This window comes from Photobacterium lucens (assembly GCF_009873615.1).
GTDB lineage: Bacteria > Pseudomonadota > Gammaproteobacteria > Enterobacterales > Vibrionaceae > Photobacterium > Photobacterium lucens.
Window position 1 is genome coordinate 1 of the sequence record NZ_SSMG01000127.1, and the last position, 20,760, is coordinate 20,760.

The window sequence follows — 20,760 nt, forward strand, 5'->3', positions numbered from 1 at the left end:
ATTGACTGTGCTGATACTTACGTATCAATTGGTCACTAGTATCATTGATAAATCTTTTTGACTAATCATTCAACGAGCGCCCACACAGATTGCATGGTCAAATTGTTAAAGAACGTTGACTACTCAACACTTCGTATTGGTTAGGGCTGCGCATTATACTCAACCTTTAACTATAGTCAAGAATAATTTTTAACTTTAAAACTTATTCTTGACTACCTTTGGCTATCCCAAAGATTTAATCACGATGCGAAATTGTCATCTCGAAAACTTTGAACTCGATCATTTGTTTGTTCGCGCTCCGTTTCGATGGAGCGGCATTATAGAGACTTCGATCACTCTGACAAGTGTTTTTTTAAAAAAAGAATGTATTTGATTGTTATTTCATCTAATGTGATTGATATGCTTGTAATTACAACATTTGCTCCACTGGTTGTTCACCCGCTAGTAATTACAACTCAATGAAAGTAATATCATTGTGAGTTCGATGTTAAAAGAAACAATAACGCATTCTCCTTCCATTTGACGATGTAGCTTAATTAAATATGAAATCAAATAACCAAACCATAATAACCGCTGTAGCCATTGCTATTATCGGTGCCTTAATCTTTAGCTTTATTCATATCCCATCCTCTATTAGCTTTGCTTTAGGTGCTGTACTGACTGGATTAGCACTTAACTTTATGCAAAACGCTAAAAAACCTTCAATGACAGAAACAGAAACTTCTCAAAGCAGCAAAACACTTTATGTCGGCAACCTTCCTTATCGTGCTAATGAGACAGACGTTAAAAACTTATTTGCTGAACACGGTGATGTTTTCGCTGTACGCCTAATGAAAGATAAGCGTACAGGTAAACGTAGAGGGTTTGGCTTTGTGGTAATGAATAGCGCAGATGCTGACGGCGCAATCGAGCAATTAAACAATAAAGAGTATGGCCAACGTACACTGAAAGTACGCGAAGCTAATGAACCTAAGAATACGGATACTGTAGAAACTGAATAGTACCAAGGTGCATTGCTTTTAAACTCTTGTTCAGCGCCGTTACACTTTGTGTAACGGCGCTACTGTATGTAGCGTTCTCAACCTGTGTATCTCTGTGCATCCCTTCTTCATCCGTAAGCTCTAGTAATGAAGCTACACGGTTGGCAATAGCTTTTCCTGAATCGACTATATGGACATCATTATTTAAAACAGCTTGTATCTCATCTTTGATTAGTGGGAAATGAGTGCACCCTAAAATGATACTATCTACTTGCTGTTGCCACGGCGCTAATATCTCACTTAACTCATCCAGTGAGATTGCTTCACCACGTAGTTTTTGCTCAGCCATTTCTACCAAACGCGTAGAGCCGATCATTTTCACTTCACAATCGCTAGCAAATTGGGAGATTAACTGCTGTGTATAGCTACGCTTAACGGTAGCTGGTGTTGCCAATAAACCAATCACTTTGGTTTGGCTTAACTTAGCAGCAGGTTTTATGGCTGGAACTACACCAACAACAGGGATGGTAAGATATTTGCGCAAAGTAGGAAGAACAATGGTACTTGCCGTATTACAAGCTATAACCACTAGATCTGCCTGATACTGTTCTACCAATGTGGATACAATGTAATTGGTTCGCTCAATTAAAACGTCATCAGGTAATTCGCCATACGGAAATGCGGCATTATCAAATGCGTAGATATATTGTACTTGCGGTAAAAGATCGTAGATTTCTTTATAAACAGATAAACCACCTACACCAGAATCAAAAATAACAATCTTTTTCACACGTACCATACCTAATGAACATTACTCCCTATCATGATACTGCTAACTCTAGTCAGAGCAAACTGTCCTGTCACTTAACTGATAGCGCTGATAATAAAATCGTTCGGTTTTATCTATTCCCTGCCATTCAACCTCAAGTGGTGCTTGAAAATAAGGAGCATTCATCACTAAGGAATGAAACTCGCCATTCTCGCCACACGGATCAATATAAGCAGGCAATTCTTCAAGTAACTCTTGATCAAACCATCGACCACAATACTGAGCCCCACACTGGCTAGTATCAACTGTCACAAGTTTGGTTTTAATACCAATTGTGATCATCTCTGTTGCTAACTTATGGCTAGATTCTCCCATTAGCGGGAATACACATTGCCACCCTTCTGGCTCTATATATTGTTTTCGATAATCCGCAATACCGTTACAGAACATATCCCTAAAGGCGACAGCCTGAATATTTAATCCACTGGCTTTTAATCCATTGATCACTGTTTGTTGATATACCTCATTGGAAGGAAACACTTGTGGTAGCTCAATTAGGATCAAAGGTAAGCCAATAAGCCTGGCTTGCTCTTTTAACACGTCAATCGGAGTGGCCTGAAAAGGAACTTCCTCACCGACGTACGTTGTATAAAGCCCGACGACGTTATAGTGAGGATCATTGAGTAAGCGCCATAAAGTTAATGCCGCATCTTTACCTGACGACCAACTGATAATTACATTTATTTTTTTCATCATAAAAAAGACCGCTATTGAAGCGGTCTTTGTCTTAAATATTCACAGATTAAAATTGGTAATTGATGCTCGTATAGTAAGTACGTCCCGGCATTTCATAACCACCAGCCGTCTCGTATTGCTCATCCAGTAAGTTCGCAACACGACCTTTGAGTGCTAACTTCGGCTGTAACCAGTAAGTCAGCGCTAGATCCCATGTGTCGTAAGCAGGCAATTCACCTGTTGGACCATATTGATCAGGTCGTTTACCGTGGTATTGGTAAGTCAGCGCACTATCAAGATCGCCAAAGCTTGCTGTTCCAACCCACTTAAATGAGAACTTCTCACGGCGATCTAAACGTTCACCTTTACTATTACGCGGATCTTTAAAGTCAAAGTTTAGCTGATGCGATAAAAAGCCGGTATCAAAGTCGGCTTCCACCTCAATACCTTTGATCTTGCTCTTTCCTGGTTCGTTATAGTACTTCCAAGACGTGTTATTAAAGCCAATCAGGTTATCAATTTCCATACGGTAACCCGTTACGGCTAAATCAATCAGACTGTAATTCGCTTCAACGGCAATTTCAGCATTCTTTGATTTTTCAGGGCTTAACGTGTCAGTACCATAAGAAGGCGAATATAGCTGGTATAAGTTAGGTGCTTTAAATGCGGTGCCATATGAGGTGCGTAATTGTACTTCATCCGTGATGTACCAACCACCAGCCACGTTATAAGTAAACTGTGAACCGTATTGCTGGTTATCATCTAAGCGCAAGCTTGATTCTAGTGAAAAGTCGTTAACGTTCACTAAACCAATACCGTAGACACCTGTATTATTACGGCTAAATGCATCCGTCGATAACTTGTCTTTCCAAGACTCTTTGCGCCAATCAACCCCACCCACTAACTGTAGATTATCGTTAACGGTAAAATGGTTATTCCACTGTAGATTACGTTGCGTGAATTTCTCATCTTGGCTTGCGATAACCGGTGTCGTTGTCGCTGCTTTGTTGTAATCGTAATTCGTTTGATGTTGGTAATCGGCAATAATCTTTGATTGGTATCGACCTAAATCAAGATCCAATCCTGCGCTGTAATCAAATAGCTCAGGTTCAGATTGCATGTATTGGTGTACTGGCTCACCAGTGGAGAAATCAACGTATGAGCTATCGTATTGATATTGGTTTTTATACCAACGTGTTGCGACAAAACCTTTCAAGGTGTCGCTAAAGCGCTGATGATAAGCAATCATCGCATTACGGCTACCAAAACCATGCTTATCGCCATCATTGATACCAGGTTGTGGTTTAACGTTATAGCCTTCATCATCTTCATAGCCGGCAGCTAACTGTAGTAAGCCATTATCACCGACTTTATATGCCCCTGATGCACTTGCTTCTTGGTAATTATGACTACCAATGCCCACATTCAGTTTGGTTTTTGAAGGAGTATCTACGTCAGCCAGCGTAATAATATTGATCACACCACCAATAGCTTCTGAACCATAAAGTGCGGCACGTGCACCACGGGTAAATTCAATACGCTCGACTTGTGTCAGTGGAATTTGGTTAAAATCCACCGCCCCTTTTGCCGCGCGTGCCATACGAATACCATCGACCAGTACCAATACTTGATCAGAATTAGTACCACGCACCATGATGCTGGCCAGTTGTCCTCGACCACCATTTTGAGTCACTTGCACACCCGGTAATAAGCTGATCACTTCGGTCAGTGTTTTCGCTTGTACTTTATCAATGTCTTGACGAGTAACGACATTAAAAGGGGCTAGAACGGAAGTAATAGGCTGCTCAAAACGGTTAGCCGTAACGACCATAACATCATCAGCTTGGGTTTTATCGTCTGCTGCAATGGAAGAAAAGGATGGGAAATACACCGACGTCACCGCCAGTGCCAAAAGTGTTTTTTTCATTTTAGAATCCTAAGTCGCGTTTATAACAAAGCAAAAGTGCTTTACCGCTGGTTGGTATTCGGACTTAAGAGCATGACCGATAAGGTCGCCTAGGCATCAACTTCCCATCTCAACTACACTTGGATCAACATCCTATATTGATCATGCAGTTAAAACAGTGTTTGGAGGACATCCATGTGCGTTCGTTCTCTATTACCGCTGCGCGTCAGTTACGGATTTTCACCGTATTCCCGTACCATCCTGGTTAACCAGCGCAGCGCAAATGCTAGAGATGTAAGCGTTTTATGTCTAGCTTTCTTTGCTATTAGTTATAAATAAATTACGCGATAAAGACTTTTTCTTGGCGTAACACTGGACATCACGGGGCAATACAATAAAATCTGCGCTCTTATTTTGAGCAGTCGAGGCATACACTATGACATCTACCATCCTTAACACCGCTGATTACCAGCAACAGTTGGATGAAAAGGCAGAGCGTATTCAAAACATTTTCGCTGATTTTGATACTCCTGAACTCGAGGTGTTTGCCTCCCCTGCAGAGCATTACCGCATGCGTGCAGAATTCCGTGTTTGGCATGAAGGTGAAGATCTTTTCTACATCATGTTCAACCAAGAAACACGTGAAAAATACCGTGTTGATCAATTCCCTGCAGCAAGCCGTTTGATCAATGACTTAATGCCAATGTTAGTGGATGCGATCAAACCTATCAAAGCACTACGTCACAAGCTTTTCCAAGTTGATTTCCTATCTACCCTAAGCGGTGAGATCTTAGTATCTATGCTTTACCACCGTCAGCTAGATGATGAATGGACAGCAGAAGCGAAGCAATTAAAGCAACGCTTAAACGATGAAGGCTTTAAGCTAAACATCATTGGTCGTGCACGTAAGATGAAAATCGTACTTGATCAAGACTACGTGATTGAACAGTTAAAAGTTAACGATCGCACATTAACTTACAAGCAAGTAGAGAACAGCTTTACCCAACCTAACGGTGAAGTAGCGCAGAAGATGCTTGAATGGGCAGTAGACTGTACTCAAGACAGTGAAGGCGATCTATTAGAGCTTTACTGTGGTAACGGTAACTTCTCTCTCGCTCTTGCACAAAACTTCGAACGCGTTCTAGCTACCGAACTTGCAAAGCCATCGGTTGATTCTGCGCAATACAACATTGCTGTGAACAATATTGATAACGTGCAAATCATTCGTATGTCAGCGGAAGATTTTACTGATGCAATGGAAGGCAAGCGTGAATTTCGCCGTTTGAAAGATCAAAATGTGGATCTTCAGAGCTACAACTGCAACACGATCTTTGTTGATCCACCGCGATCTGGCATGGATGAAGGCACCTGCCGTATGGTGCAAGGTTATGATCGCATCATGTACATCTCGTGTAACCCTGAAACACTAAAAGAAAACTTAGATATTCTTGGTGAAACACACCGTATTACACGTTTTGCCCTATTTGATCAGTTCCCATATACCCACCACATGGAAGCGGGTGTATTGCTAGAGCGTAAATAAGTCGCATCTTGCAGAGAATAAAAAAGGCGCTGAATGCGCCTTTTTTCTTACATACTTTTTATCGTACTAAAGATTATTTTGCTTCCACTTCAGGCTTCGCTTTTTTATCCATGATGCCCATTTTGTAGCTAACCCAAAATAGTAATGCTAACGCAATCATCAATGGTAGGAAGTTAGAGCCCATCTCCGGCATTGCTGCACGTAAGAAAGCAGAGTAGCCAAATGCCCCCACAAAGAAACACGCAGTCGCAATCGCAGGCGTGCCTTCCGTCATCGGCTTACGTAAGTATTCTTGGTATAAACAGTAAACGGCTAACACAAAAGCAAGCACTGGGAAGATAGAAAACGCCACGCTGCTTGATGTTAGTACTGACCATGTTGCGTAACCGCACACACCAGCAAGTAATGATAGAACTAAAGTTTTACGCTCTGATTTAACTTGTTGCTTGTCCATATCCTTCACCACAAAATCGAAATAAGGTTATAGTTTTTGCCTGAGCTCACGACGCTCACGCTCTTTTCGGTACCAGTAAGCACCCTTTGCAATCATTCTTAATTGCATGATCAATCTTTCAGCATGCTCAGCACGAGCATGGCTATCGAGATCTAACGCTTCTGCCCCTGAGCTAAAGACGAGTGTTACAGATGCCTCTGCTTGGGTATACGCTTCTTCATGCGTTACCCCAGTTTTGGCCTCAAGATACTCGGTTAGTTCAGCGACAAAATGTTGTATTTCACGAGCCACTGCGGCACGAAATGCTGTCGATGTCCCGGAACGTTCACGTAATAGTAGACGAAAGACGTTAGGGCTACTTTCGATAAACTCCATAAACGTCTCAACAGAGGTACGGATCACACTACCTTCTGTTGCAATACGTTGGCGAGCTTGTCGCATTAACTGGCGAAGGATCAAACCACCCTCATCCACCATTGTTAAGCCTAACTCATCCATGTCTTTAAAATGACGATAAAACGACGTAGGGGCAATCCCAGCTTCACGAGCCACTTCTCGTAAACTTAAATTAGAAAAACTTCTATCGGCACTAAGCTGACTAAACGCAGCATCAATCAGTGAACGACGAGTTTTTTCTTTCTGTTGAGCCCTGATCCCCATGGACATCTGATTCTCTGTTATTTTCTTACCATCATACGCTGCATAAGGATAAACAGCGTTAGAAAAGCCATATAGTACTGACTCATAGCCCATCACGCAAAGCTAGATTAACATCATTTAATCATCGACTTCACAATCTATCACGATAAAACTGGGTACCAACACGGGCATTGATAACGTTCAACAAGCAATAGAGCGTGATCCCTCACTAGCTCTGACTATCTATTGATTCTCCTATTGATTACAAATCGTTACACTTACGATGCAAAAATGTTACCAACCCAAATAGGAATAGTACGATGACGGATACGCAGTACAGTAATAACAGTCATTTCGATGTGATTATTATTGGTAGTGGCCCTGGTGGTGAAGGGGCGGCAATGGGACTAACCAAGGCAGGTTTCAACGTCGCTATCATTGAACGCGAAGACAGTGTCGGTGGCGGCTGTACTCACTGGGGCACCATCCCATCAAAAGCGCTGCGTCATGCAGTCAGTCGTATTATTGAATTTAACCAAAACCCACTGTACTGCAAAAACAACTCCACGCTGCATAGTACTTTTAGCCAAATTCTGGGGCATGCTGAAGTGGTAGTGAATAAGCAAACACGTATGCGTCAGGGATTTTATGATCGCAACCAGTGTCAGATCATTCATGGCGAAGCCCGCTTTATTGCTAGCCATGAAGTCGCTGTAACTACGACTGACGGCAGTCTAGAGCATTACAGTGCTGATAAGTTCATTATCGCTACAGGATCTCGTCCATACCATCCTGAAGGCGTTGATTTCGATCATTCACGTATCTACGACAGTGACTCCATCTTACGTTTAGCGCACGATCCTCGTCATATTATTATCTATGGTGCGGGGGTGATTGGCTGTGAATATGCTTCTATCTTCCGAGGATTAGGAGTAAAAGTTGATTTAATTAACACCCGTCAACGCCTGCTTGAGTTTCTTGATAATGAAATCTCCGACTCGCTGTCTTATCACTTATGGAACAATGGCGCGATGATCCGCAATGATGAGATTTTCGAGCATATTGAAGGCACAGATGACGGTGTGATCTTACATTTTCAATCCGGTAAGAAGATGCGTGCCGATTGCTTGCTCTATGCGAACGGTCGAACCGGTAATACTGATAAACTCGGCTTAGAGCATGTTGGCCTAACACCTGACTCTCGCGGGCAACTAAAAGTAAACCGTAGTTATCAAACCGATGTCGATCATGTTTATGCGGTGGGTGATGTGATTGGTTACCCAAGCCTTGCCAGTGCCGCTTATGATCAAGGGCGATTTGTTGCCCAAGCGATCAGTACAGGACAAGCACAAGGTCAGTTAATTGATCATATCCCAACAGGCATTTATACCATTCCAGAGATCAGCTCTGTGGGTAAAACCGAACAGCAATTAACCGCAGAGAAAATTCCGTATGAAGTGGGACGTTCTCAGTTTAAGCATCTCGCCCGTGCGCAAATTGCCGGCACAGAAGTGGGGAGCTTGAAAATTTTATTCCACCGAGAAACCAAAGAGATCTTAGGTATTCACTGCTTTGGTGAACGTGCCGCAGAAATCATTCATATCGGACAAGCGATCATGGAGCAAAAAGGCGAAGGCAATACCATTGATTACTTCGTTAATACTACCTTTAATTATCCAACCATGGCAGAAGCCTACCGTGTCGCAGCCCTTAACGGCTTAAACCGCTTATTTTAATAACGGCGAGTTTAATAGCAGATAATAAAAAACGGAGCGATGTCGCTCCGTTTTTTGTTTTCTTTAATCGGCATTCATCATGCGATCATCGGGCTCTAAGATCTCAGCCCATGGTAAGCCTTCATCACCTAAGGTAATAAAGTTTGGATTCTCTAACGTATTACGCTCGTTGTAAGACAACGGGGTTAAATGAGTATTAAGAATACGACCACCCGCTTCTTCCACAATACATTGCGTTGCTGCGGTATCCCACTCTCCTGTTGGCCCTAAGCGTAAGTAACAATCCACTGCGCCTTCTGCCACTAGGCAAGATTTCAAAGCAGCAGAGCCTAATGGCACCAGCTCATAGTTATAGCTTGGATCTAAGCGTGAGGTAATTGAGCTAATGTCTTGTCGACGGCTGATCGCCACCACGATAGATTTGGTATTTTCTTCATGATGGTGGGTCGCCAGTTTTACCGTCTCACCTTCTGCGCTGATCTTATATGCTCCTTTATCGGCATAAGCGTAGTACGACACACCAGAGACTGGCGCATACACCACCCCCATCACTGGGCGATTGTCTTCTACCAAGGCAATGATTGTCGCAAAGTCACCACTACCCGCAATGAACTCTTGGGTACCATCAAGCGGATCAACTAACCAATAACGTTTCCATTGGCTACGCTCCGCTAAAGGTACCCCAGCATCTTCTTCCGATAACACAGGAATATCTGGCGTTAACTCTGTTAAGCGCTTCATCACTAATTTATGCGCAGCAATATCGGCACTGGTGACTGGCGTATTATCGTCTTTGATCTGTTTCTCAAACTGACCACGCTGGTAGATATCTAAAATAATCTGTCCTGATGCACGAGCTATATCAATCACATCAGGCAGTAAATGAGAATACGCCATACCTTACTCCTCTCGAGCTAATTGCTTTAACGCTAAAAACAATGCGGTAATGCTGCGAGCTTCAGCAAAATCAACATGGGTAACTAGCTCTTCCGCTTGGGCTAATGGCCAACGAACAATGTCTAACGGCTCAGGCTCGTCTCCTTCCAGTTTTTCTGGATACAGATCTTGCGCTAAAAATAATGTCATGCGGCTAGAGAAATACGATGGTGCTAAGACCACTTCTTTTAATGGCTGAAGCTTGTTCGCACCAAAACCGATCTCTTCTTTCAATTCGCGATTTGCCGCTTCAATCGGTGTTTCACCTTGATCAATGAGTCCTTTAGGAAAACCAAGCTCATAACGCTCAGTACCTGCTGAGTACTCACGGATCAACAATAAGTCACCTTGCGCTGTGACGGGAACAATAAGCACCGCATGACGACCACTTGGCTTCATTCTTTCGTAAGTTCGCTCAACCCCATTTGAAAACCGTAAATCCAACGATTCGATTTTAAACAGTCGAGATTGCGCTACAACCTCAGCAGATAAGATCTGAGGTTTCTCTTTACTTGTCGCCATCTTAAAGCCCTATTTCAGTTATCGCGAATAAGAATATTGTTTTATCTCTAAGCTTCATTAAAAGCTAAACGTCGCCATAAATAAAGAGGCAGCCTAAATAGACTGCCTCTTACTATGAACTTTGTGATTAATAACCACTACATAATGCACATAAATGCGATGTTATGATCACAAGCGACCGGAGTAATTGATCTTGTATTGCCCTTTAGAGTCAGGCTCACCTAACCATTTTAATTGCTGAGATAATTGCTCAGGGAACGTCGCTCCCGGCTTAAACCAGCCTGATAAGGTATAGCTGTTATTCTTAGCAAGGTGAGCTTGCCAATCACTGCTAACATCTGCAGATGACTGCGCTGCTTTTGCTGCAATTGCACCTTCCTGACAACTGAGATCAGCAAAAACGGGTCCAGGATTGATATTGCCCATTGGTGACGATGCACTACCTTCTGCCCATGCCAACGTCGCATTTAACGTTTTACAATATGGCGCAGTATAAACATAGTCACGAACCGTTAACTCTAAGTTACCCGTAAGTGTTACAGGTACAGCAGCGTTAGCATACTTCATTGCATTTGCTACTGGCACGGATACCAATAGCTTTTTCGCAAAAGGCCCTGCCATACTGTAACCCACAGTACCACTGCCTTGTAATTGCATATCACTGCCTTGACCAAAACGCACATTAAAAGCCGCTTTGCCCGTAAACAGGCTACCTACAGACATATCCCATGACACTTGACCTAAGTTTTGATTTTGCCAAACCAAATGACTAGCCGAGCCTTGCCACACCGTCCCTTTAATACCTGTTAGTGATAATCCAGCCACTTTTGGTGCTTGTTGCCACGCCCAGTTTGCAGGTACGTGTGCAATCGCACTGGCAATAAATACCAAACCAAATGTTGTGCCAATAGCGAGTTTAAATTTCACTCTTAACCTCGTCCTAACTGTAAGCGATTCACTTCAACCATGCCGTTTTGATCGGTTTTTGAAATATCAATAAATTGGGTTTCAATACCAAAGTTATCTTGCAGGTAAGACAACCAATTCAGTAGTGCATTAAAAGGAACAGGTTTTACCCACACTTGAATTGCATCATTACGCGGTTGCATACGGATCACTTCAATTTTAAAGCGCTCAGTGGTTTCATTCACCACCTGGTTAAGCCCTTTATCGCTGACATTAACCGTACCGCCAGCACGCTTATAAGCGTTAATTTTATTGGCTTTATCTTCTACCCACGACAAAAGCTGACGCTCACTTTGGATACGACTTTGCGCCATCTCAGTACGTTGATTTAATGGCTGCCAGAAACCCCAATACAAGATTGCGAGCAATAATGCTCCACCAGCACCAAGCATCAGGTATTGCTCACGCTGACTCAGGGCTTTCCACCATGACTTGATCTCTGCCATTATGCTTTTCTCCTTAGCACGACGGCACCGCTCACTAAGCCACCTTCTTTACTTAGCTGACCTTGCTCGACGTTAAACTCTTTCGTTAACACGCTGCGTAATTTCTCAAAGTCTTGGAAATCAGGTGCAGTTGCTTGTAAGCGCAATTCTCCACGATTTTGATCGTATTTAAGGTTTACAACCTTCACGCTTGGCACTTGTGAGAACGCAGGCTTAAGCTCACCTAACCACATTAAAATACCACTGTCTGAACCTTTACCACCTAAACTTTTCAGTGCTGCATTCATCTGGTTTTTCAGGTAGCTCTGCGATGGAATACGCTTAAACTGCGGCAACACTTGGCGGAAGATACGTTCACTCTCAGTGCGGTACACTTTCGCTTGTTGCTCTAATTGCTGCAACTCCATCACATGTTGGCCTACCATTGCAGCTAAGACTAAGCTCGCTGCAATCGCCACTTTACGCCACGGTCTTAAATGTTTACGCCAAGCCGCTTGTGGTTTGTAAGGCCCTGAAAGTAAGTTAACTTTACTCTCTGCCGCACCTTGCGCTAATAATTGCATCACAAGCTCAGGAGTTTGCGCTTGCCAACGTCCACTGATCCCCTCTGGTGCTGGTGTATAGTGGTACACAACCACTTGGCTCGGTGGCGCAGTTAACTCTGAAGAGGCAGATTCAATCGCTTCGGACTCAGTCTCTTCGGATTCTTCATCGTCTTCTTCTGCAGTTGCCAATACTGTTGGCGCTTTTTGTGCACTGATCCACGCATCTAACCAGCTTGTCTCTGCACAAATACCCATAACTTCCGATTGACGGATCAACCATTGCCCTTCGATTTCAGCAGCACTATAGCCATTATCGAATAACGGTAAACATAAACAATCAGGCAATAATTTTTTCAGCTCAAAGCCACGCTCTTTAAACGCAGCCAGCCATTGCTCCATCTTTTCATGTTCAATAATGGCAACCGTTGCTACGTCTTCTTCACGGCGTAACAGCTGCACATGCAAGTTGTCCACATCCTGCGCCAATTCTTCTTCTAAGAGATAAGGTAAAACGGCGGTCAATTGGCGGCTACTGCCTGCAGGAATAGTGACTTGGGTTAATAGCATTTCACTGGTTGGGACTAAACCATAAACTGGACGAGAACCCGCATATTCCACTAACTGATCTAATTGAGTGATATCAGCCAATTGGCCAGATGCTATCACCTCATTCTGTTGTGGCGACCAGACCAGCCATTGTGCCGGCATCTCAGGCCGACTACTGAGCCTTATCGTCAGAAATTCGCTCACGGATTCCTCCATAATGGCGACGCACTACCGTCACCTTGTTATTATCATCTCGTTTAAATAGCGTCACCGCACGAAGTCGGGCACGATCTATTTGTATCTCAGCATCTAATGAAAAATAGTTACTGCTTACTGTTAAATATTGTTCTTTTTTCTTTTGATCAGCCGATTCTTTTGAATCGACTTGCGGTAGCACCTTCATAAAGTCTTCGACGCTATCCCAGCCTTTACTGCGCGCATCACGATCTTTAATGATTTTCTGCGCCTGATCTAATGACAGCTCTGGCGAAAATAAGGCTGAGAGCAATACCGCTTGCTTCTCTGTAATAGTATTAACGTTAAGCTTAAATTCCTTGGTTGGCAGAGCACAGACTAAGCCTTTTATTTGATTATAAATATCAGCACTAACGCCATTAATCGCACGTAACTCACTGCGATCAGCGAGCCAACCGTTAGGCGGTAAGTAAGCCGGTTGAAAACCTTCATAGGTGCTATCTTCACCACCATAACTTGATTGCACCGTTGAGTTTTCGTCAATAAACTCCCAACTTGAATCTGCAATTTCTTCCGCCTGATAATCATCAACACCACTGTCGATCATCACGTTTTGAAAGTACGTCACCAAAAACGGTTTTTTACTACCATCAGCTACTGGCTTTACCGCACCTAATGCATTGATGTTAAAACACGCTTGTTTGTCCGTCATGCTACCTGTGACAACAGCGCCATCTAACGGATAGGTTTTATCTTCAATCGCCCATGGCTGGGTTAAATCAATGATCTTGCTGTCTTTGAAAGTCAGCGCTAACCCTTTAGCAGCAAGTGCCTCTACCCCTAAGCTATACCAGTAGGCTTGCTGATGTTGAATCTGGTTTTCAACACGATGAAAGTTATGCTGCAGGCGACCTGTCATTTGCACCGCAATCAAGCTCATCATTGCTACTAGCAACAGCACCACAATCAGTGCAACACCACGTTGTTTCTTCATCATTGCTCTTGCTCCGACTCTTTCGGTAATGCCGAGCTTGGAACAAGGTAAATTCGCTCAATGTCACCCAAATCTTTTAACGTCATGATGACTTTAATGCCTTCAGGCAAGGTATTTTCTTTATTCCACTTCTCATGCCATTTCTTGTCGTAATAAAACTCAAATTTAAGTTCAGTTACGCCAGTTAACAGCACTCTCACTAATGGTTTTTCACCAACCACTGTATCGGGGTAGCGGAACCATACTCGCTCTAACTTATCGTCTTCGATACGATAGCCAACACGGGTAATGTCGCCACGTGGAAACATCGCCTGTGGGTTCTGCCAACCAGAGCGAATAAACATGATCCCTTCACTGCTGGAATCAAGTAAGTATTCACTAGCTTGAAGTAGCTTATTACTTGGCGGCTCACCATCTAAACGACTTTTTCGAGCAACGATTTGACGAAAATCGTTATCCATCATAATGGTAGCGCGTTGAATATCTTTCAGTCGTTGATTGTGATCTTGTGATTGGGCATCACTGCGCATCACGTTATTCATCACTTGATACGCAGAGAGACTCAACATGGCAAACACCGCAATCGCCACCAGCACTTCAAGTAAGGTAAACCCTTGTTGAGAACGATGATTAATTTGCGACATAGGTTTTTACCGTTATGACTGAATGTTCGCGTTGTGGATCACTCGCCACTGAGATCTCGATTTGTTTCAATAATGCTTGCTGAGTTTTCACGCTTTTTACAGTCCAATACCACTCACGCCCTGCCATCATCGACTTACCAGTCTTACTTGAACTTGGGTACTGACCACTCAAATGCAATTGCGCTAATTCATTATCCGCTACCATTGCGGCAAAGGTTTTCTCTTCTAAATAACCTAAGGTGTTAATGTGCTGACTGACTGCTTTCATAATACTGAGGGCTGCAACCGCAAAAATGGCTAATGCCACTAACACTTCTAATAAGGTAAAACCTTGCTTACTTTTCACGTTGTGTTGCCTGCTCTAATGTTTCACCTGGCTTCAGTAACACCAAGTTACCCACCTCATCAGCACTGACTCGCCAAAACTGATTTTCACCGTCAACCTCAAAACTTAAGGTGAAGGGGGTGTATTCACCACTCGCCATCACCACGATTTGCGGTTTTATCTTTTTCTTTTCTTCGTCTGACTTTGTAAATAAGTCCTCATTTTTAAATAAGGAATCTGATTTAAAAAGGCGGTCTTTGTCTTTCCATGCACCACCGATTTCAACGTTAGCGGTAATGGCTTTATCTAATTTCACATCGGTATAGAACTTTGCTCCTTCCAGTGGTTGCCAGCCATCTTGGGTTAATTGAACAAAGTGATATTGGTGTGGCTCAACACGAATGCCGTAGTCCACACCATTAAGCATTGCATCCTCGCCCAACAATTGTGCGAGATGATGAAAGCGTACTGCTTGCTCTTTCACTTCATCACGTTTGTTATCTGGCAATGTCGAGATCACCGCAACCGCACTGGTTGCGAGCAACACCAACACCAACATGATCTCAATGAGAGTAAAACCTGCACTACGCTTCATCTTTTCTACTTACTACTTATTCTTGTAATCCAACATGTTCCAGTTACCGATGTCTGTATTCACACCGTCACCACCTTCTTGACCATCAGCACCAAGGCTGAAAATATCAATTGGGCCGTGTTCACCTGGCATTACGTATTGGTACTCATAACCCCATGGATCTTTAGGTAGACGCTTAATGTAGCCACCGTCACGGTAGTTACGAGGCTCAGGAGAAGACGATGGCTTAGTTACCAATGCTTCTAAACCTTGATCTGTGGTTGGGTAGACGCTGTTATCTAACTTGTACATTTCTAAAGACTGTTCAAGCGCACTGATATCCGTAACCACTTTTTGTTGGTCAGCTTTTTCTTTGTTACCTAACAGATTGGGTACCACTAAACTTGCTAATACGCCCAAGATAACAATTACCACCATTACTTCTAATAGGGTAAAACCACGTTGCTTTTGTTGCATTAAAACCTCCAAGGTAAAACTACATCCCAACCATGTTGTTCAGTTCAATAATTGGCATCAGGGTTGCGATAACAATAAACATTACCACCCCAGCCATGGCGACAATCAATAATGGCTCAAATACACCAAGCGCCATATTAACGAGCGATTCAAAATCGCGATCTTGGTTATCTGCCGCGCGGGTTAGCATTTGCTCTAACTCACCACTTCGCTCACCACTAGCGATCATGTGTAGCATCATCGGGGGGAACAATTTGGTTTGCTCTAGCGATACACGAAGGCTTCCTCCTTCACGTACGTTATCTGCTGCCGCTAAAATCTTTTTATTTACATATGTGTTCGTCATGACATCGGATGCCACTTTCATTCCATCCAATAATGGAATGGCACTCGAGGTACAAATCGAAAGGGTTCGTGCAAAACGTGAGGTATTTAAACCACGCGCCACTTTACCAATCACGGGCAAACGTAAAATGCCGCGATCCCACTTCATTCGGTAATTAGGTTTCTTCAAAGCAGTTTTGATCAACGTTATAATGGCAACGATCACCAACACCACAATCAATCCCCATTCTTGAACAAAGTTACTCGCCGCTAACAACACCTCAGTAATGGTCGGTAGCTGTTGTCCCATTTGTACAAACTGATCAACGATTTTAGGTACTACGGTTGCCAGCAAAAACGCCACCACAGAAACCGCAACTAATGTCAGCATGATTGGGTAAATCATCGCTTGTTGCAGCTTGCTGCGCATTTGCTGACGGTTTTCAGTGTAATCGGCTAGACGGTTTAAAATTGTGTCTAAGTGACCCGATTTTTCACCTGCCGCTACCATGGCACGAAACAGCTGATCGAAGATATGAGGAAACTCTGCCATGCTATCGGCAAGGGTGTAACCTTCGACAACCCGTGAACGTACAGCCAATAAGATATTCTTCAAACGAGGCTTTTCATTTTGCTCTGCCACCGCTTTTAAACACTCTTCTAATGGCATCGATGCTTGTACCAATGTGGCTAACTGTCGAGTGATCAGCGCCAATTCATTGGTACTAATGCCACGTTTTAAGGTGAATTTCTTACTCGCCGTATTTTTACTGCGGCTCTGACCTGAGGTTTGATTGACCTCAATCGGTACCATGCCTTTTTCACGTAATTGCTGACGCACTTGACGCGCGGTATCACCCTCAATGACGCCTTTTTTCTGTCGGCCTTTGGCATCTAACGCTTTATATTCAAATGCCGCCATTAGCCCTCCTTAGTTACACGCATCACTTCTTCAAGTGTGGTGATCCCTTGGCGCACTTTACTCAAACCATCATCACGAATACTTGGCGTATTTTGACGAACATACTTTTCAATGGCTTGCTCGCCTGCCTCACCATGGATCAACTCTTGAACTTGCTCATCCACCAGCAACAGCTCGTGAATACCAGTACGACCACGGTAACCTTTGTGGTTACAGTGCTCACAACCCCCCGGCTTATACAGCGTTAATTGATCGGCTTCCGTGAGATTAAACAGTTTCTTCTGCTGGGTATCGGCTTCATAAGGCTGACGACAATCAGAACATAAGGTACGTACCAGACGCTGTGCCAATACCCCAAGCAATGATGATGACACCAAGAAGGGTTCAATCCCCATATCACGTAAACGGGTGATGGCACCTACCGCAGTATTGGTGTGAAGGGTTGATAACACCATGTGACCGGTTAATGACGCTTGAACGGCAATTGCTGCGGTTTCTAAATCACGGATCTCACCAATCATCACTACATCTGGATCTTGACGAAGGATGGCACGCAGGCCACGAGCAAACGTCATATCCACTTTGCTGTTCACTTGGGTCTGCCCAATACCATCGATATCAAATTCAATCGGATCTTCAACCGTTAAGATATTGCGCTCTGCACTATTAAGCTCTTGCAAGCCGGCATATAGCGTGGTGGATTTACCAGAACCTGTCGGGCCTGTGACCAAGATAATGCCATGTGGACGTTCGATGATTTTTCTAAACGACGCATGGTTATTGGGTGTCATACCCAGGCTATGCAGATCAAGACGGGTGGCGTTTTTATCAAGCAGACGTAATACCACACGTTCGCCGTGAGAAGATGGCATGGTCGATACACGCACATCCACGGCACGACCACCGATACGCAATGAAATACGACCATCCTGTGGAATACGTTTCTCTGCAATATCAAGCTTTGCCATTACCTTAATACGCGATACTAACAACGGCGCTAGTTTACGGCTCGGTTGTAGTACTTCACGTAACATGCCGTCGATACGAAAACGGATCGACAGCACTTTTTCAAAGGTCTCAATATGAATATCAGATGCACCTTCTTTAATTGCTTCAGCCAACATGGCATTGATCAATTTAATGATGGGCGCATCGTCTTCCGATTCCAATAAATCTTCTGTTTCAGGCAACTCTTCAGCAAGAGAGAAGAAGTCATCACTGTCAGAGCCTAAATCTTGCATTAACTGTCGCGCTTCCGATGAATCACGTTGGTAGGCTTCTGTTAACTTCTGCTCAAACTCACTTTCACTTAATTCAATGGGCGTAAAACAGCAACCAAGCACACGACGGACTTCAGCAAGTACCGCAGCAGAAAGTTGTCCACTGAAATAGAGTTGCCAACCTTGCTCGGCAGCTTCCACCACCACATGGTGGCGTTTAGCAAAAGAGAAAGGTAATCGGAACGTTACCGTTGATTCTGTTTCTAAAAACCCATCAGCCATTAGTGCTTCTCCAACTGAGAAACAAAGGCACGCACTTCAGCAGGCAGATCCATATCATCACCGTACTTAGGCAGTACAGGCATATCAGCATCCATTAAACGCATGCCTTTATCTGCTTGGTATAATTGCTGGGCACGAATGTAGTTGTACTTACGCTGAGTTAAACCATCAGCACTCATTCCATCACGTAAAATCGTTGGACGAATAAATACCATTAGATTGGTTTTTTCTGTTTGATCGTTGGTTGAACGGAACAGTGCACCTAATACAGGAATATCACCTAAAATTGGCACTTTCTGCTCTGACTCAAGAGTCTTCTCTTGCATCAATCCACCCAGCGCAATCATATTGCCGTCTTTTACCAATACTGATGTGCTTAATTCACGCTTATCAAAACGAATATCAACCGCACCGTTAGCATCAGCAACTTGTGACACGACTTGTTCAATCTTCATTTGAACCGAGTCACCCTCGTTAATTTGCGGCGTCACTTTCAGCTGAATACCGACATCTTTACGCTCAACCGTGGTAAACGGATTATCGTTGTTTGAACCTGTTTGTGAGCCTGTCGTAACCGGTACTTCCTGACCTACCGAAAGGTTAGCTTCTTGGTTATCAAGCACAGTGATATTCGGTGTTGAAAGCACATTTACGTTTCGGTTTGCTTGCACCGCTGTTACTAATGCAGTCCAATCACCTAATGCGATAGCCGCAGCAGCACCTTTCACACCACCAAGGAAGGCTGCCATTGGTGCTAAATCACCACTTTGTGTGGTCACGATAGGCGGTAATTGCTCACCAGTATTTGGATCGGTGCGGTTTTGTGTTGTCGTTTTATCTTTCGCTTGCTCTTGCGCAGATAACAAGCCTCCAATTGGCGCACTGGTGTTACCAAACTGGATCACACCGCCATCTTGTGAGCCCCACTGCACGCCAAAGTCCACACCCGCACCTTCTTGTACTTCTACAATCATGGCTTCGATATGAACCTGTGCACGACGAATATCTAGTTGAGAGATAATCGACTCTAGACGCTTCATTACATCACTTGGCGCAGAAATGATCAGCGCATTTGTCTCAGGATGCGCGGAAATCATCACTTCATCTTTGCTTGAACCACTCTTAGCTGCTTGAGGTGTATTGCTCTTATTGGCTGCTTGGATATTTTCAGAGACACCTTTTAGTACATCGACCATGTCTTCTGCTTTGGCGTATTTCAGATAGATAACACGGCTATTACCGCTGGCTGCCATTTCTCTATCTAACTTATGAATAAGTGCTTTAAGGCGGTCACGCACTTTAGGATCGCCTGAAATCAGCACTGAGTTAGTACGCTCATCAGCCACCACTTTCGGGATCAAAAACTCTGGTGTTGATTTGGCGTCAGCACTTTTATTTAGCGCTTCAACAATGCGTACCATTTCAGCCGCAGATGCGTTGTTAAGAGAAACAACCGTAATGTCTTTGTTACCAGCACGGTCAACGCGTTCAATGATATCGGCAAGGCGATTAACTACCGCAGCACGGCCTGTGATCATGATGATATTGGCAGGATCGTAGTGCACAACGTTACCCGCACCTGCATTATCATTTAGCTGGCGAAGTAATGGGGAAAGTTCACGAACAGAAACATTCTTGACGGCAATAACACGAGTTACTACGGCATCGCCTGGGACGTTACTGTCGTTAGCACCAACCACAGGGATCGCTGAGGTTTTCGCATCTTTATCACGAATAACTTTCAGCACGCCATCTTCCATCTCGACCACAGCAAAACCATACACTTCTAGTACGTTAAGGAAGAAGCGGTAGTATTGCTCATCATTTAATAGGTCGTAACTACGTACGTTTACCTGACCACGAACCGCAGGATCGATGATGATGGTCTTATGAAGCGAACGTCCAACAATATTGATGAACTCTTGAATGTCTGTCCCTTTAAAATTGGCACTTAGCTCATCAGCCATTGCCGAGCTACAAAGTAAGCTACTTGCAGCTAACCACAGGGCGCTTTTCCCCATTAATTTTTTCACAAAAAACTCCTGCGTTTATCGCATATTTATTTCAAGCTAGGCACTGT

The 20,760-nt window shown here is 43.7% G+C and carries 21 protein-coding genes and 1 riboswitch; of the genes, 3 read left to right on the forward strand and 18 right to left on the reverse strand.

All coding sequences use genetic code 11. The features are described 5' to 3' along the window. Positions 1–542 precede the first annotated feature (542 nt). Entirely contained in the window at positions 543–1,001 is a 459-nt protein-coding gene (locus tag E5A76_RS05990) for an RNA recognition motif domain-containing protein (protein ID WP_053986602.1), read from the forward strand. Here the strand turns inward: E5A76_RS05990 and murI are convergent. Genes murI through btuB form a run of 3 tightly spaced genes read right to left on the reverse strand, consistent with a single transcriptional unit; the run spans position 970 to position 4,411 of the window. Continuing rightward, a complete protein-coding gene (murI, locus tag E5A76_RS05995; protein WP_161118390.1) occupies positions 970–1,779 on the reverse strand; it encodes a glutamate racemase in 810 nt (269 codons plus the stop codon). The two genes, E5A76_RS05990 and murI, sit on opposite strands and share 32 nt — an antisense overlap. 39 nt (positions 1,780–1,818) lie before the next feature. Further along, on the reverse strand, positions 1,819–2,502 hold the full coding sequence (locus tag E5A76_RS06000) for a Dph6-related ATP pyrophosphatase (RefSeq protein ID WP_161118438.1): 684 nt from the start codon (positions 2,500–2,502) through the stop codon (positions 1,819–1,821). A gap of 49 nt (positions 2,503–2,551) precedes the next feature. After that, positions 2,552–4,411, reverse strand: a complete 1,860-nt coding sequence (btuB, locus tag E5A76_RS06005; RefSeq protein WP_161118391.1) for a TonB-dependent vitamin B12 receptor — start codon at positions 4,409–4,411, stop codon at positions 2,552–2,554. A 32-nt stretch (positions 4,412–4,443) separates the two neighbouring features. Beyond that, positions 4,444–4,679: riboswitch (cobalamin riboswitch) on the reverse strand. Positions 4,680–4,826: 147 nt separating this feature from the next. Here btuB and trmA point away from each other — a divergent pair. Then, positions 4,827–5,933 (forward strand): tRNA (uridine(54)-C5)-methyltransferase TrmA, encoded by a 1,107-nt coding sequence (trmA, locus tag E5A76_RS06010; protein ID WP_045064506.1) that lies wholly within the window; start codon positions 4,827–4,829, stop codon positions 5,931–5,933. Positions 5,934–6,006: 73 nt separating this feature from the next. Here the strand turns inward: trmA and E5A76_RS06015 are convergent, their stop codons facing one another. Continuing rightward, entirely contained in the window at positions 6,007–6,387 is a 381-nt protein-coding gene (locus tag E5A76_RS06015) for a YijD family membrane protein (protein ID WP_107167136.1), read from the reverse strand. A gap of 27 nt (positions 6,388–6,414) precedes the next feature. Continuing rightward, positions 6,415–7,047 (reverse strand): HTH-type transcriptional repressor FabR, encoded by a 633-nt coding sequence (gene fabR, locus E5A76_RS06020; RefSeq protein ID WP_008985935.1) that lies wholly within the window; start codon positions 7,045–7,047, stop codon positions 6,415–6,417. Positions 7,048–7,346: 299 nt separating this feature from the next. On the opposite strand from fabR, the gene sthA reads away from it, so the two are divergent. Next, positions 7,347–8,762 carry a Si-specific NAD(P)(+) transhydrogenase gene (sthA, locus tag E5A76_RS06025; RefSeq protein WP_161118392.1) on the forward strand — a complete coding sequence of 472 codons (1,416 nt, stop codon included), beginning with the start codon at positions 7,347–7,349 and terminating at the stop codon, positions 8,760–8,762. Between the two features lie 63 nt (positions 8,763–8,825). On the opposite strand, the gene cysQ is transcribed toward sthA, so the two are convergent. The 13 genes from cysQ to gspD form a co-directional block, all read right to left on the reverse strand. Further along, the gene (gene cysQ, locus E5A76_RS06030) at positions 8,826–9,659 is read right to left on the reverse strand and encodes a 3'(2'),5'-bisphosphate nucleotidase CysQ (protein ID WP_161118393.1); all 834 of its coding nucleotides are present in this window, start codon (positions 9,657–9,659) and stop codon (positions 8,826–8,828) included. A gap of 3 nt (positions 9,660–9,662) precedes the next feature. Further along, a complete protein-coding gene (nudE, locus tag E5A76_RS06035; protein ID WP_161118394.1) occupies positions 9,663–10,220 on the reverse strand; it encodes an ADP compounds hydrolase NudE in 558 nt (185 codons plus the stop codon). Positions 10,221–10,388: 168 nt separating this feature from the next. Further along, positions 10,389–11,147 carry a type II secretion system protein N gene (locus tag E5A76_RS06040; RefSeq protein ID WP_161118395.1) on the reverse strand — a complete coding sequence of 253 codons (759 nt, stop codon included), beginning with the start codon at positions 11,145–11,147 and terminating at the stop codon, positions 10,389–10,391. Between the two features lie 2 nt (positions 11,148–11,149). Then, positions 11,150–11,632 (reverse strand): type II secretion system protein M, encoded by a 483-nt coding sequence (locus E5A76_RS06045; RefSeq protein ID WP_053986610.1) that lies wholly within the window; start codon positions 11,630–11,632, stop codon positions 11,150–11,152. Beyond that, positions 11,632–12,927 (reverse strand): type II secretion system protein GspL, encoded by a 1,296-nt coding sequence (gene gspL, locus E5A76_RS06050; RefSeq protein ID WP_316247322.1) that lies wholly within the window; start codon positions 12,925–12,927, stop codon positions 11,632–11,634. Before gspL ends, E5A76_RS06045 begins: the two co-directional genes overlap by 1 nt. Beyond that, a complete protein-coding gene (gene gspK, locus E5A76_RS06055; protein WP_053986612.1) occupies positions 12,896–13,915 on the reverse strand; it encodes a type II secretion system minor pseudopilin GspK in 1,020 nt (339 codons plus the stop codon). Before gspK ends, gspL begins: the two co-directional genes overlap by 32 nt. Further along, positions 13,912–14,556 carry a type II secretion system minor pseudopilin GspJ gene (gspJ, locus tag E5A76_RS06060; RefSeq protein WP_161118397.1) on the reverse strand — a complete coding sequence of 215 codons (645 nt, stop codon included), beginning with the start codon at positions 14,554–14,556 and terminating at the stop codon, positions 13,912–13,914. Before gspJ ends, gspK begins: the two co-directional genes overlap by 4 nt. Further along, on the reverse strand, positions 14,543–14,902 hold the full coding sequence (gspI, locus tag E5A76_RS06065; protein ID WP_053986614.1) for a type II secretion system minor pseudopilin GspI: 360 nt from the start codon (positions 14,900–14,902) through the stop codon (positions 14,543–14,545). Before gspI ends, gspJ begins: the two co-directional genes overlap by 14 nt. Further along, a complete protein-coding gene (gspH, locus tag E5A76_RS06070) occupies positions 14,892–15,476 on the reverse strand; it encodes a type II secretion system minor pseudopilin GspH (protein ID WP_053986615.1) in 585 nt (194 codons plus the stop codon). Before gspH ends, gspI begins: the two co-directional genes overlap by 11 nt. A 12-nt stretch (positions 15,477–15,488) precedes the next feature. Next, on the reverse strand, positions 15,489–15,932 hold the full coding sequence (gene gspG, locus E5A76_RS06075) for a type II secretion system major pseudopilin GspG (protein ID WP_053986616.1): 444 nt from the start codon (positions 15,930–15,932) through the stop codon (positions 15,489–15,491). A 19-nt stretch (positions 15,933–15,951) separates the two neighbouring features. Continuing rightward, positions 15,952–17,178 (reverse strand): type II secretion system inner membrane protein GspF, encoded by a 1,227-nt coding sequence (gene gspF / locus E5A76_RS06080; protein ID WP_008985947.1) that lies wholly within the window; start codon positions 17,176–17,178, stop codon positions 15,952–15,954. Beyond that, the gene (gspE, locus tag E5A76_RS06085; RefSeq protein WP_107167127.1) at positions 17,178–18,680 is read right to left on the reverse strand and encodes a type II secretion system ATPase GspE; all 1,503 of its coding nucleotides are present in this window, start codon (positions 18,678–18,680) and stop codon (positions 17,178–17,180) included. Before gspE ends, gspF begins: the two co-directional genes overlap by 1 nt. Then, the gene (gene gspD / locus E5A76_RS06090) at positions 18,680–20,713 is read right to left on the reverse strand and encodes a type II secretion system secretin GspD (RefSeq protein WP_161118398.1); all 2,034 of its coding nucleotides are present in this window, start codon (positions 20,711–20,713) and stop codon (positions 18,680–18,682) included. Before gspD ends, gspE begins: the two co-directional genes overlap by 1 nt. Between the last annotated feature and the right edge of the window lie 47 nt (positions 20,714–20,760).

Bases quoted from the DNA above. Each gene is read 5' to 3' on its own strand.
- trmA (WP_045064506.1), top strand. From the start codon at position 4,827: ATGACATCTACCATCCTTAACACCGCTGATTACCAGCAACAGTTGGAT.
- E5A76_RS06000 (WP_161118438.1), bottom strand. From the start codon at position 2,502: ATGAAAAAAATAAATGTAATTATCAGTTGGTCGTCAGGTAAAGATGCG.
- gspK (WP_053986612.1), bottom strand. From the start codon at position 13,915: ATGATGAAGAAACAACGTGGTGTTGCACTGATTGTGGTGCTGTTGCTA.
- gspF (WP_008985947.1), bottom strand. From the start codon at position 17,178: ATGGCGGCATTTGAATATAAAGCGTTAGATGCCAAAGGCCGACAGAAA.
- gspE (WP_107167127.1), bottom strand. From the start codon at position 18,680: ATGGCTGATGGGTTTTTAGAAACAGAATCAACGGTAACGTTCCGATTA.
- E5A76_RS06015 (WP_107167136.1), bottom strand. From the start codon at position 6,387: ATGGACAAGCAACAAGTTAAATCAGAGCGTAAAACTTTAGTTCTATCA.
- E5A76_RS06045 (WP_053986610.1), bottom strand. From the start codon at position 11,632: ATGGCAGAGATCAAGTCATGGTGGAAAGCCCTGAGTCAGCGTGAGCAA.
- gspJ (WP_161118397.1), bottom strand. From the start codon at position 14,556: ATGTCGCAAATTAATCATCGTTCTCAACAAGGGTTTACCTTACTTGAA.
- gspG (WP_053986616.1), bottom strand. From the start codon at position 15,932: ATGCAACAAAAGCAACGTGGTTTTACCCTATTAGAAGTAATGGTGGTA.
- btuB (WP_161118391.1), bottom strand. From the start codon at position 4,411: ATGAAAAAAACACTTTTGGCACTGGCGGTGACGTCGGTGTATTTCCCA.
- murI (WP_161118390.1), bottom strand. From the start codon at position 1,779: ATGGTACGTGTGAAAAAGATTGTTATTTTTGATTCTGGTGTAGGTGGT.
- sthA (WP_161118392.1), top strand. From the start codon at position 7,347: ATGACGGATACGCAGTACAGTAATAACAGTCATTTCGATGTGATTATT.
- fabR (WP_008985935.1), bottom strand. From the start codon at position 7,047: ATGGGGATCAGGGCTCAACAGAAAGAAAAAACTCGTCGTTCACTGATT.
- gspH (WP_053986615.1), bottom strand. From the start codon at position 15,476: ATGAAGCGTAGTGCAGGTTTTACTCTCATTGAGATCATGTTGGTGTTG.
- nudE (WP_161118394.1), bottom strand. From the start codon at position 10,220: ATGGCGACAAGTAAAGAGAAACCTCAGATCTTATCTGCTGAGGTTGTA.
- E5A76_RS05990 (WP_053986602.1), top strand. From the start codon at position 543: ATGAAATCAAATAACCAAACCATAATAACCGCTGTAGCCATTGCTATT.
- cysQ (WP_161118393.1), bottom strand. From the start codon at position 9,659: ATGGCGTATTCTCATTTACTGCCTGATGTGATTGATATAGCTCGTGCA.